Raw genomic sequence first — 10938 nt, 5'->3', positions numbered from 1 at the left:
TTGTTACGGCCTCCACCCAGATTTACACTAGTTTTTACGACAGCAGCGACAAAAGAATAACATAGACAGGACTGACGCGCTGACCAACGAAACGGACGATCCGATCGACGAGGCAACAGGCGACGTTGGTGACGCGAGCGGGCCAGAGGGCGGCGATGGCGCCGGCGGCGGAACCGGCGGTGCGGACCCTGCCGACGGCGTCGAGGCGAGCGAAAACGACGACTCCAACGCGCCCGTCGACGACGACACCTCCGACGACGAGGCACCCGGGTTCGGAGCGACCGCCGGGATCCTCGCGCTGCTCGCGGCGACGCTGCTCGTGCGACTAGGCGTCGGGAGCGGCTGAGATCGCTGTCGGAACGCCCGTCGGCGAGCCGGGAATAACGAAAAAACAGACAGAAGAGCGGCCGAAACCGCCGATCGGTGTCAGACGGCCTACCGCTTCACAGCTCGCCGAGCTTGCGGAGCAGCTGGCCGCGGTACTCCTCGTCGGCGTTGACGCCCTTGATCTCTAAGACGTTGCGCTCCAGCTTGTCGAGCGCGACGTGGAAGGCGTGCTCGGCGCCGTACCCCTCACCGGAGCCGCCGACTTGGCCCTCGTTGGTCCGGAGGCGGATCTGACACTGGATCAGGGGCGTGCCGCGGAGCTTCTCCTTGTGCGCGTGGAGCCGGACGTGCGCGTGGATGACGTGCATGTCCGCGTACTTGTTCGCGACCTGCTCGATGGACTCGACGATGTGCTCGCGCGAGGTCGTGTCCAGCAGGTCGACGTTGGTGATCTGGACGTCCATCGAGTTCTGCTCCGTGAACGTGAGCGCGCGCAACACGTCGGTTTTCGTCACCACGCCAGCGACGGTGTCGACGTTTCTGGGGGTGACGATCAGTCCGGAGATGTCGTTGTCGAACATGCGGCCAACGACGGTCTCCGCGGTCTCCTCGGCGTTCGCGGTGACGACGGGGCTCGACATGATGTCGTAGACGGGGATGTCGAGCATTCGGTCGATGTCGCCGGCGCGGTCGCCGCTCCCCTGTCGCTCGTGGTCGCGGACGACGAACTCGATGATGTCGTTCGTGGTCACGACGCCGACGAGCTGTCCCTCCTCGTCGAGCACTGGGAGCCGGGAGATGCCGTTCTCGCGGAGGCGGTTGATCGCGCTTCCGACGCTGTCCTTCTCGCTGATCCCGATCACGTCCTCGGACGCGATCTGGCCGACGGTGATCGCGTCGAGGCTGTCGAGGACGGCCTCGAGGATCTGATCGACGGTGACGATTCCGTAGAGCTTCTCGCCCTCGTACACTGGCGCGATCTTCACGTTGCCCTCGACGAGGAGGCGGGCGGTTTCACGGATGTCCTCGTGGCGGTCGACCGACGGGGCCGACTTCATGACGGCCGACACCTTGGTGTCGTCCTCCATCCGGGAGCGCATAAGCTGTTTCTCCCCGACGACGCCGGCGTACTCGCCGTCCTCGGTGACGACGATCCCCTTCGGATTTTCGCGTTCGAAGATGGACCGGACCTTGGCGAGTCGTTCGCTGACGTCGACTTCGACGTACTCCGGCACCGCGATATCAACAATATTCATGGTCCAATCTGAGGGTTGGACGCGCCGGGTATTGAAAGTGCGGGAGTCGTCGTAGGCCGTGGGAGTCAGACGAGCGCGTCCCGAGGAAGTCGACTCCACCGGGGACGACGAGCGCACGCCCGGCGGTACACCGGTCGGTGAAACCTTTTTCCCGGTTACCCACGGAGGGTGGGCCGTGTACGACGCCGTCGTCCTCGACAAAGACGGGGTGCTCGTCGGGCGGACCTCGTTCGACACGCTCCGGGAGGCCGCCTGGGACACGTTCGTGAGCCTCGGCGTCGAGGATCCCGACTTGGCCCACGTCGACGACGTCGCCGTCGGCGTCGACCCCGCGACGCTGGCCGACATCTGCGAGCGCTACGGGGTGGACCCGGTGGAGTTCTGGCGCGTCCGCGACGAGATGGCCTCGGCCGCCCAGATCGACGCGGCGCGGAAGGGCCGGAAGACGCCGTACGAGGACGTCGACGCGCTCCGCTACCTCGACGCCCCGCTCGGCGTGGTCTCGTCGAACCAGCAGGCGACCGTCGACGCCGTCCTCGACCACTTCGGGCTCGCCGGGCAGTTCGCGGTGGCGTACGGCCGCGAGCCGTCGATCGCCAGCCTATCGCGCAAGAAGCCGTCGCCGTACTACCTCGAACGCGCCTTAGAGGACCTCGGCGCCGAGACGGCCCTGTTCGTCGGCGACAACGAGTCGGACGTGCACGCCGCCGACAACGCCGGTATCGACTCCGCGTTCGTCCGGCGCCCGCACCGTCGGTCCGCGGAGCTCTCCTGCCAGCCGACGTACGAGATCGACGACCTCCACGACCTCGTGGGCATCTGCGGGCGAGCGCCGGTGAACCCCGACGTTGGCGATCGGATTTAACGATCGTCGGTGCGGCCGGACTCTCGCTCGTCGAACCGCAACCACTAATCAACCCGTGGCCGAGTGACCGCTCGTGTCTCCGCCCTCCGCGAGCCCGGACGCCGACGGTCGGCGCTCGGACGTGCGGTCCGTCGCGAAGCGGTATCGCCGCGTCGAGCTGGCCGTCAGTAGGTTCGTCGCGCTGTCCGTCGCCGGGACCGTCCTCGTCGCGTACGCTCGCCTAGACATCGTGTCGGCGCTGGCGGTGGGCGGCGCGCGTCTCGTCGCGACTCGCGCTCCGCTCCTCCGGAGACGCGGGACGACCAGACTCCGGACGGACGCGCCGCCGGACGGGGTGATCGAGGAGTTCGCGTCGGCGACAGCCCCGGTCATCGCGTTCCAGTGGGCCACCGCCGCGGTCGACGTCGCCGACGCGTTCGCGACGCAGGGATGCGCGGTCGTCGACCGCGACGTGTCGTTCGCGGTCTAGCGGACCCCTTTCCCTGACCGCCCGGTGGGAGAGTCACGCGAGCAGCTCGGTCTTCGGCACGTCGATGACGGTCCGGGAGACCGCCTCGTCGCCCTCGACTCCCCGGAGGTCGACCCCGCGGAGCCGAAGCGCGACCGCCGCGTCGGCCCGCTGCGCGTCGTCGAGGGGGCGGACTCGCTCCGTCTCGCGCTCGTCGTCCGCCTCGCTCCGGTGGACGATCGCGAGCTCGCCCTCGTCGAAGGCGACGTGCTCGATGTCGCGGAGTGGGATCGCCGCCGTCCGCTCGCGGGCGACTGACACGGCGACGCCGCCGACCGCTGCGAGTAGACCGAGCAGGCCGAACGTCGTCTGCACGGTTCCGCCGCCCTGTAAGAGCCACTCGACCGCGGCGGGAACGACCGCCGTGACGGCCGCGATTCCAGTCCAGCCGACGTCCCGGAGAGCCGACGGGAGGCGCCCGGCGGCGAGGGCGCTGCCGGCTTCGGCGACGGTTCGGGTCACGCCGCGGCGGATCCGGAGTTCGTCGGGAGCGACGCGGACGGACCCGCGGGCGGTGGCGAACGACCACGCGCTCGACCGGCTCATCGGTCGGAGGTCGCGGCTCTCGGTCGACCTAGCCTCAGGGACGGCGTTCGCGGCGTGATGGCGACTTGCCAACCGCGGGGGAGGGGGCGAAGCGACATGGAGGGGTGTCTGGCGTTCCGCCTGGAACAGCTTAAATTATCGAGGTGAGCAACCGGATTCGAGAGCGTATCACGACCGTAGTACCGGTCACTCCGTACCGCCCCACGGATGACGGACGGGTCGACGGCGGGACCTCTGCGGCGCTGTACGACCGGCTCGTGGGTCGAACGGGCCGACACGCGCTGGTCGGCGCTGCGGTCGCGCTCTGGGTCGTCGGGTTCGTCGCGGCCGGAGCGCTCTCGGCGGTCGAGGGCATCGCGCTCCTCGTCGCGCTGACTCGTCGATAGCGGGCGCGCCGGCGGGGCGCGGCGAGAGGGCGACGCGCCTCGGGTCCGAGACGAAACGGGAGAAAGCGACTGGGCCCGAGCGCGTAGAGACGGGCCCTTTTAGGCTCGGCCGGGCGGACACCCCGACATGGACCTCCCTCCCGTCGGTCTCGGCACCATGGGAATCGGCGACCCCGAGACGGTCGCGACCGCGCTCTCGGTCGGCTACCGCCACCTCGACACCGCGCGGATCTACGACAACGAGGCCGTCGTCGGCGAGGGGCTCGCTGCCGGACTCGCCGCGAGCGACGCGACCCGCGACGGCGTGGCCGGCGACGGGGCGAGCGACGGCCTGACCCGCGAGGACGTGACCGTCGCGACGAAGCTGTGGATCGACGACCTCGCCCCCGACGCGGTCGGCCCGGCCGCCCGCGAGAGCGCCGACCGGCTCGGCGTCGAGACGCTCGATCTGCTGTACGTCCACCGTCCGCGGGGCGACTACGAGCCGGAGGCGACGCTGCCCGCGCTGGATCGGCTGGTCGAGGAGGGAGTCATCCGGAACGCCGGCGTCTCGAACTTCGAGCTCGACCACCTAGACCGCGCGACCGAGGTCCTCGACGCACCGCTGGCGGCTCACCAGACCGAACTGCATCCGCTGTTGTATCAGCCGGAACTGCTGGAGCACGCCCGCGAGCACGGCTACGCCGTGGTCGCCTACTCGCCGCTGGCCGGCGATCGGGTGCGCGAGGTCGACGCCGTGGTCGAGGTCGCCGAGGCGCGCGACGCGACGCCCGAGTCGGTCGCGATCGCGTGGGCGACCGCGAAGGATCCGGTCGTGACGATCCCGAAGGCGTCGAGCGAGGACCACCTCCGTGCGAACTTCGCGGCCGCGGAGCTGGAGCTGACCTCGGCCGAGATCGCCGCGATCGACGCGGTCGAGCGCGAAACGGAGCTGTTCCCGGAGTAGCGCGCGACGCGAGTATATCCAAATTTGTGTATAAACACACCACTAGAGTATCCGAGATCGACACGATCCCGCGTCACTTTTGTATCGGCTCGTCGTCGGTTCGGGTATGACTGAAGGCTCCGACGACGCGGACGCGACGACGATCATCGACGGGGAGGCGGTCGCGGCCGACGTGCGCACCGACGTGACTGCGCACGTCGAGACGCTGGAGGACGCCGGGGTGACACCGGGCCTCGCCACCGTCCTGATGAGCGACGACCCCGCCAGCGAGACGTACGTCTCGATGAAACAGCGAGACTGCGAGGAGGTCGGCATCGAGAGCGTCCACGTCGAGATCGACGCCGACGCGCCCGCGGCGGAGCTGTACGACACCATCGACGACCTCAACGAGCGCGCGGACGTCCACGGCATCCTCGTGCAGCTTCCCGTCCCCGATCACGTCGACAAACGGAGCGTCCTCCGGCGGATCGCCCCCGAGAAGGACGTGGACGGCTTCCACCCGGAGAACGTCGGGCGACTCGTCGCCGGCGACGCCCGGTTCAAACCCTGCACGCCCCACGGCGTCCAGAAGCTCCTCGCGGCGTACGACGTGGAGACCGAGGGCGCGGACGCGGTCGTCGTCGGCCGGTCGGACATCGTCGGGAAGCCGATGGCGAACCTCCTGATCCAGAAGAGCCCGGTCGGGAACGCGACCACGACGGTCTGTCACTCCCGGACCGCGGATCTGGAGGGGAAGCTCGCGGACGCCGACATCGTGATCGCGGCCGCCGGGATCCCCGAGTTCGTCGACGGCCCGATGCTCAAGCCCGGCGCGACCGTGATCGACGTCGGCATAAATCGAGTCGAGGCGGAGACCGAGAAGGGGTACGAGCTCGTCGGCGACGTGGACTACGAGTCGGCGAAGGAGGTGGCGGGCGCGATCACGCCGGTCCCCGGCGGCGTCGGGCCGATGACGCGGGCGATGCTCCTTCACAACACGGTGAAGGCGGCGGGGATCCAGTCCGACGTCGCGATCGACCTCGATTAGGAGGGACCGCGACGGACGCGCTCACTCCCGCCGAAACGTCGCGGTCGTTGCTCGTCGCTCGTCGCGGCGTCCGCCTACGCCTCGGGTCGCCATCGCCCCCCGATCTCGTCGCGGGGGTAGTCCTGGTACGTGCCGTTCAGAAACGTGGTGACGCGTCCGTCCTCCTCGCTGAGCGTGACTCCCCAGAGGACGTCGTCGCGGAGCGACGTCTCCAGGGCGCTCATGTGTTTAGTCCCCATCCAGTCGGGGAACTCGAGGTCCTCGACGTTCTCGACCTCGCCCCGGTAGGGATTCCGGACGCGCACCATCTGTCGCTGAATGGTGCCGTCGCCGGTCACGATGACGGCGCCGTCTCGGCTGAACGCCACGTCCCGTGCGACCTTCGTGAACACGTCGCGCGACTCGGTGACGACGCGGCAGCGGTCGACCGGCCACTCGTTGTCGCCGAGGGGGTCCGTGTAGTCGGCGAAGTTCACCTCCGCGACGATGAGGATGTAGAGACTGGGACCGCTCACGTACTGTTCACCCCACTTATCGAACTCCATGCTCAGCGACTCGGCGGTGTACCTGATGTGATCCATCAGGCTCTGGCTCGTCGCGTACTTCTGGAGCACCTCGTCAAGCGCGTTCATCTGACACATGTACACACGCAACAAACTATGTTAAAGCCTCTCAGAGGTTTGACCGACCTCAAGGGAGCAGTGTGACGCCGCCCTCACCGCTTCGAGCCTCGATTCGACGCTCGCGACGCCGGCCGCTCAATCCTCGTCGCCGGCGGCCGCGCGGTTCCGGATCTCGATGCGCCCCTCGATCTCGGGGTGGATCCCGTGTTCGCGGGCGTAGGCGGCCAGCACCTCGTACTGGATGTCGGCCTCGTCGATCCGGTGGCGCTGCGCGAGCGTCGGGAACTCGTGTTCGGAGTGAAGCAGGTACTCCGAGACGGCGACAGTGTAGCGCGCCTCGGGGTCGATCGGCTCGCCCTCGACGGTCGCCTCCAAGATGAGCTCGGCGTCGGCGTCCCAGACGACCTCGGCGTTCGAGACGTGGCCGTGCCACCAGTCGTCCTCGCCGAAGTCGACGTCGGGCGCTGCCATCTCGCGGAACACGTCGTGGAGCTCCGCACCGGTGACCGAGGCGAGCGTGACGGGCTCCTCGAACGGGATCAGGCTGATCAGGTCGGCCTTCGTCACGTCGCCCGCCCACGGGTCGCCCTGCCGGAGCCCGCCGGCGTTCGAGAGCCCCACGTCGGCGTCGTGGGCCCACCGGAACGCGTCCGCGACGAAGTTGCCGACGCGGCACTCGCCGCCGTGGACGATCTCGCCCGTGCGCTCGATCGGGTCGTCGACGACGTCGACGGTCTCGTCGAGGTCGGCCGCGGCCATGCGCTCGCCGAGGGAGTCGGCCAGTCCCGGTGCGGGCGTCGCGCTGTCGGGCTCGTGAAGCGTCGCGGCGGAGACGAGACTCCCGCCGCCGTCCGCCGCGGCGTCCCCCGAGGCGCCGCCGAATTCCACTTCGGCGACCGTCTCGCCGTTGACGCCGGGACGGACGATCCGGGTGCCGGCGACGACGTCGTTGCGCCGGCTGTGAACGTGGCCGCCGAGGACCGCATCGACGTCGAGCGCACGGGCGAGGTCGTCGTCGCCCGCGCCGAGATGCGAGAGGACGACGGTGTGATCGAGCGCGTCGGCGTCAGCGCCAGCGCCCTCTGCACCCTCCGCGTCCGCTTCGACCTCCCCGCGCTCCGCGACCGCGGCTCGCATCCCGGCGAGCGCGTCGCGCGCGGCGTCGACCGGGTCGTCGAAGGAGAGGTCGGCGGCCATCGGGTTCAGCGAGTCGGTCGCGGGATCGGTGACGCCGACGAACCCGATCGTGGCCCCGTCGACTTCGAGGGTTGTCCACGGGACGACCCCCTCGGCGCGGCCGAAGGGCTCGCCCGCCTCGTCGCGGACGTTCGCGGAGACGAAGGTCGCGGGCGCGTCGGCGACGAGCCCGCGGAGCGCGTCAGGGCCGTAGTCGAACTCGTGGTTGCCGAACGTGTCGAGGACGGTGTCGGTGGCGTCGTAGAAGTCGAGGACCTGCCGCCCGGTGGCGACCAGTGAGAGGACGCCCGGCGCGGTGGTGTCGCCGGTGGCGACGACCGCGGCGTCGGGCCCCGAGAGCGCCCGGATCCGACCGGCGAGCCGAGCCGCCCGCTCGGGCGAGTCGAAGACGTTCTCGATGTCGGAGTAGTGGACGAGACGGACCATTCGATGTCCGAACGGAGGGGCGACCGACGCTTAAAAACCGCGGAGTCGGGTAAGGGCCGTCTCCCCCCGTGACTCCCGCTCGCACACGCGGGGGACATTGAAAGCGCTTTTATGGACGTCCGGACTACGTCGGGTCACAGCCTCTGTGGGGTTGATGATGTGCCGTTCCGTTAGGGACCGACCACGGGACGGGCACGCGAGCCCGCACGGAGGATAGGTGAACAACATATGCCCGTTTACGTAGACTACGAAACCCCAGCCGACCTCGCCGAGCGATCGCTCGAGACGCTCGAGGTCGCCCGAGACACAGGAACCGTGAAGAAAGGAACCAACGAGACCACCAAGGCCGTCGAGCGCGGCAACGCCGACCTCGTCATCGTCGCGGAGGACGTCTCCCCCGAGGAGATCGTCATGCACCTCCCCGAGCTCGCCGACGAGAAGGGGATCCCGGTCGTCTTCGTCGACACCCAAGACGACGTCGGCCACGCCGCCGGCCTCGAAGTCGGCTCGGCCGCCGCCGCCGTCGTGGACGCCGGCGACGCCGAGGACGACGTCGATGACATCGGCGAGAAGGTCGCGGAGCTCCGATAACCACCCATGAGCGCAGAAGAGGGTATCGACGACTCGACCACCGCCGAGGTGATTGAGGTCGTCGGCAAGACCGGGATGCACGGCGAGGCCATGCAGGTCAAATGCCGCATCCAAGAGGGATCGAACCAGGGCCGGATCATCACCCGGAACGTCCTGGGCCCCGTCCGCATGGGCGACGTGCTCCAGCTCCGGGAGACCCAGCGCGACGCGGACTCCATCGGAGGCCGATAACCAATGGTCGAGACACGTACCTGCGACTACACCGGCGAGGAGATCGAGCCCGGCACGGGCACGATGTACGTCAAGAAGGACGGACAGATTCTCCACTTCGTCGACTCGAAGGCGGAGAAGAACTACTTCCTCGGCCGCGAGGCGCGCGACCTCGAGTGGACCGAGGAGGGGCGCGAGCACGGTGGCGAGTAGATGAGCCACCACGACGAGCGCACCTTCGTGATGGTGAAGCCCGACGGCGTCCAGCGCGGCCTCATCGGTGAGATCGTCTCCCGATTCGAGGAGCGCGGGCTGAAGCTCGTCGGCGGGAAATTCATGCGGATCGACGAGGCGCTCGCCCACGACCACTACGGCGAGCACGAGGACAAGCCGTTCTTCGACGGCCTCGTCGAGTTCATCACCTCCGGCCCCGTCTTCGCGATGGTGTGGGAGGGCGCGGACGCGACCCGACAGGTCCGCGCGATGGTCGGCGAGACCGACCCCGCCGAGTCCGCCCCGGGCACGATCCGCGGCGACTTCGGCTTGGACCTCGGCCACAACGTGATCCACGCGTCGGACCACGAGGACGAGGGCGCCAACGAGCGCGAGATCGACCTGTTCTTCGACGAGGACGAGCTCGTCGACTACGGCCTCGACACCGCCGCGTGGGTGTACGAGGACGAGCAGCACTGAGTTCGCGGACCGATTTTCTCGCGTTCGACGCCAGCGCGGAGACGGGATCGACCGCCTCGTCCGCACACCGCGTTTCCGATGAATAACCGTCAACGATCCCGCTCAGTCGTGCGATTTTTCTGTCAGGATAGTATATAAAACATCACTCAGTCGTCGAGCGCGACGACGCGACCGTCGGCGGTGACGACGAGCGCCTCGTCGGTCCCGTCGCCCGTCACGTCCGCGAACAGCGGCCCCGCGTACACCACGGCGTCGCCCGCCTCGCCCCGCGCGATCGCCTCGCCGTTGGCGTTCAAGACGAGCACGTCGCCCCCGCGGTTCACCGCGACCGGTCCGGGGTCGCCGCTCCCGACGACGTCGGCGACGCCCGGGGGGTTCACGCGGGTCTCCCCGCCGTACTGCTGTTTCCAGGCGACCTCGCCGTCGCGGAGGTCGACGGCCCAGACGCTGCCCGCCCCGCCGACGTAGATACGGCCGGGGGCGGCGTCGCCGACCGTCACGGGGAGGTCCTGGAGCCCGATCTCGAACCGACCGGCGCCGTCGGCGAGGTCGACCGTCTGGAGGTTCCCGTTCGTTCCGCCGAGCGCGAGCGCCGGCCCGTCGGGCGTGTCGACCGCGGTCCACGTCAGCGGCGTGACGGCGGGCGTCGCGGTCCACCGCGCGTCGCCGTTCGCGTCGAGCAGGCGGACGGTCGTCTCGTCGTCCCCGACGGTCGCGACCGCGACGCCGCGAGGAACTCCGTCGCCGTCTACGCCGCCGTTCCCGTCGCCCTCGTCGGTCTCGAAGTCGGCGACCAGCGGCCGGCGGTCCACCGACGCGCCGAGAGCCGTCTCGAAGGCCACGTCGCCGACCGCGTCGACGGCGAGAACGGTCCCGTCGGTCGCGGCCGCGACGACCTCAGCGGCGCCGTCGGCGTCGATGTCGCCGATCGCCGGTCGGAGCCCGCTCGGTCCGCCGAGGTCGGCGACGAACCGGGTCGACCCGTCTCTCGCGTCGAGCACGACGAGCGAGCCCGCGTCCGTCGTGAACGCGACGACGGGGCCGCCGTCGAGCGACTCGGAGACGAAGCCGCTGATTTCCGGGGGATCACCGTCCCCGTCCCCGCTAGCGAGGTCGCTCGCGGCGACGGCGGAGAGCGGCGTTCGCCACGCGACGTCGCCGCCGACCGCGGTCGCGCGGACGACCCGCTCGCCGTCCGCGGTCGTCGACTGGACGACGACCGGGTCGCCGTCCATCGTGGCGACGACCGCGCCGCTCCCGTCGTCGCCGGCGACGGGCTCGGTCTCCCACACGATCTCGGAGTCGGCCGCGGCGTCGTCGATGCCGGCGAGCGCGAA

The 10938-nt window shown here is 69.5% G+C and carries 14 protein-coding genes; 9 read left to right on the top strand and 5 right to left on the bottom strand.

Annotation, left to right across the window (positions count from 1 at the left end; genetic code table 11):
* Positions 1 to 443 precede the first annotated feature (443 nt).
* A complete protein-coding gene (locus OQF71_RS12125; RefSeq protein WP_280587976.1) occupies positions 444 to 1583 on the bottom strand; it encodes a CBS domain-containing protein in 1140 nt (379 codons plus the stop codon).
* 175 nt (positions 1584 to 1758) lie between these two features.
* Between OQF71_RS12125 and OQF71_RS12120 the strand changes: the two genes are divergently transcribed.
* Both OQF71_RS12120 and OQF71_RS12115 read left to right on the top strand, forming a co-directional pair.
* A complete protein-coding gene (locus OQF71_RS12120; RefSeq protein WP_280587975.1) occupies positions 1759 to 2448 on the top strand; it encodes an HAD family hydrolase in 690 nt (229 codons plus the stop codon).
* Between the two features lie 73 nt (positions 2449 to 2521).
* Entirely contained in the window at positions 2522 to 2917 is a 396-nt protein-coding gene (locus OQF71_RS12115) for a hypothetical protein (RefSeq protein ID WP_280587974.1), read from the top strand.
* A 33-nt stretch (positions 2918 to 2950) separates the two neighbouring features.
* Here OQF71_RS12115 and OQF71_RS12110 read toward each other — a convergent pair whose 3' ends face one another.
* A complete protein-coding gene (locus OQF71_RS12110) occupies positions 2951 to 3502 on the bottom strand; it encodes a hypothetical protein (RefSeq protein ID WP_280587972.1) in 552 nt (183 codons plus the stop codon).
* Between the two features lie 143 nt (positions 3503 to 3645).
* Between OQF71_RS12110 and OQF71_RS12105 the strand changes: the two genes are divergently transcribed.
* The 3 genes from OQF71_RS12105 to OQF71_RS12095 all read left to right on the top strand — a co-directional run bounded on the left by OQF71_RS12105 (position 3646) and on the right by OQF71_RS12095 (position 5861).
* Complete coding sequence (locus tag OQF71_RS12105) at positions 3646 to 3888, top strand: hypothetical protein (RefSeq protein WP_280587971.1); 243 nt, start codon at positions 3646 to 3648, stop codon at positions 3886 to 3888.
* A gap of 127 nt (positions 3889 to 4015) precedes the next feature.
* Positions 4016 to 4834 carry an aldo/keto reductase gene (locus tag OQF71_RS12100; protein ID WP_280587970.1) on the top strand — a complete coding sequence of 273 codons (819 nt, stop codon included), beginning with the start codon at positions 4016 to 4018 and terminating at the stop codon, positions 4832 to 4834.
* A 106-nt stretch (positions 4835 to 4940) separates the two neighbouring features.
* Entirely contained in the window at positions 4941 to 5861 is a 921-nt protein-coding gene (locus OQF71_RS12095; protein ID WP_280587969.1) for a tetrahydrofolate dehydrogenase/cyclohydrolase catalytic domain-containing protein, read from the top strand.
* A gap of 74 nt (positions 5862 to 5935) precedes the next feature.
* On the opposite strand, the gene OQF71_RS12090 is transcribed toward OQF71_RS12095, so the two are convergent.
* Positions 5936 to 6493, bottom strand: a complete 558-nt coding sequence (locus OQF71_RS12090) for a diadenylate cyclase (RefSeq protein ID WP_280587968.1) — start codon at positions 6491 to 6493, stop codon at positions 5936 to 5938.
* 126 nt (positions 6494 to 6619) lie between these two features.
* Positions 6620 to 8107 (bottom strand): bifunctional metallophosphatase/5'-nucleotidase, encoded by a 1488-nt coding sequence (locus tag OQF71_RS12085; protein WP_280587967.1) that lies wholly within the window; start codon positions 8105 to 8107, stop codon positions 6620 to 6622.
* A 228-nt stretch (positions 8108 to 8335) separates the two neighbouring features.
* Here OQF71_RS12085 and rpl7ae point away from each other — a divergent pair, with 228 nt between their 5' ends.
* From rpl7ae to ndk, 4 genes are read left to right on the top strand one after another with little or no spacing between them, the layout of a single operon-like run.
* Positions 8336 to 8698: a 50S ribosomal protein L7Ae gene (gene rpl7ae / locus OQF71_RS12080; RefSeq protein ID WP_280587966.1), complete on the top strand. Its 363-nt coding sequence runs from the start codon at positions 8336 to 8338 to the stop codon at positions 8696 to 8698.
* A gap of 6 nt (positions 8699 to 8704) precedes the next feature.
* Positions 8705 to 8929, top strand: a complete 225-nt coding sequence (locus tag OQF71_RS12075; RefSeq protein WP_094524828.1) for a 30S ribosomal protein S28e — start codon at positions 8705 to 8707, stop codon at positions 8927 to 8929.
* A 3-nt stretch (positions 8930 to 8932) separates the two neighbouring features.
* Positions 8933 to 9121: a 50S ribosomal protein L24e gene (locus OQF71_RS12070; protein WP_280587965.1), complete on the top strand. Its 189-nt coding sequence runs from the start codon at positions 8933 to 8935 to the stop codon at positions 9119 to 9121.
* Positions 9122 to 9601 (top strand): nucleoside-diphosphate kinase, encoded by a 480-nt coding sequence (gene ndk, locus OQF71_RS12065; RefSeq protein WP_280587964.1) that lies wholly within the window; start codon positions 9122 to 9124, stop codon positions 9599 to 9601.
* A 146-nt stretch (positions 9602 to 9747) separates the two neighbouring features.
* Here the strand turns inward: ndk and OQF71_RS12060 are convergent.
* The coding region (locus tag OQF71_RS12060; RefSeq protein WP_280587962.1) for a PQQ-binding-like beta-propeller repeat protein at positions 9748 to 10938 on the bottom strand (1191 nt) is incomplete at its 5' end.

The sequence above is a fragment of the Halorubrum sp. Boch-26 genome (genome assembly GCF_029889805.1).
Classification (GTDB): Archaea; Halobacteriota; Halobacteria; order Halobacteriales; family Haloferacaceae; genus Halorubrum.
This window is presented reverse-complemented; position numbering and strand designations above follow the sequence as displayed.

Bases quoted from the DNA above. Each gene is read 5' to 3' on its own strand.
- OQF71_RS12125 (WP_280587976.1), bottom strand. From the start codon at position 1,583: ATGAATATTGTTGATATCGCGGTGCCGGAGTACGTCGAAGTCGACGTC.
- OQF71_RS12090 (WP_280587968.1), bottom strand. From the start codon at position 6,493: ATGAACGCGCTTGACGAGGTGCTCCAGAAGTACGCGACGAGCCAGAGC.
- rpl7ae (WP_280587966.1), top strand. From the start codon at position 8,336: ATGCCCGTTTACGTAGACTACGAAACCCCAGCCGACCTCGCCGAGCGA.
- OQF71_RS12110 (WP_280587972.1), bottom strand. From the start codon at position 3,502: ATGAGCCGGTCGAGCGCGTGGTCGTTCGCCACCGCCCGCGGGTCCGTC.
- OQF71_RS12070 (WP_280587965.1), top strand. From the start codon at position 8,933: ATGGTCGAGACACGTACCTGCGACTACACCGGCGAGGAGATCGAGCCC.
- OQF71_RS12100 (WP_280587970.1), top strand. From the start codon at position 4,016: ATGGACCTCCCTCCCGTCGGTCTCGGCACCATGGGAATCGGCGACCCC.
- OQF71_RS12085 (WP_280587967.1), bottom strand. From the start codon at position 8,107: ATGGTCCGTCTCGTCCACTACTCCGACATCGAGAACGTCTTCGACTCG.
- OQF71_RS12075 (WP_094524828.1), top strand. From the start codon at position 8,705: ATGAGCGCAGAAGAGGGTATCGACGACTCGACCACCGCCGAGGTGATT.
- OQF71_RS12095 (WP_280587969.1), top strand. From the start codon at position 4,941: ATGACTGAAGGCTCCGACGACGCGGACGCGACGACGATCATCGACGGG.
- ndk (WP_280587964.1), top strand. From the start codon at position 9,122: ATGAGCCACCACGACGAGCGCACCTTCGTGATGGTGAAGCCCGACGGC.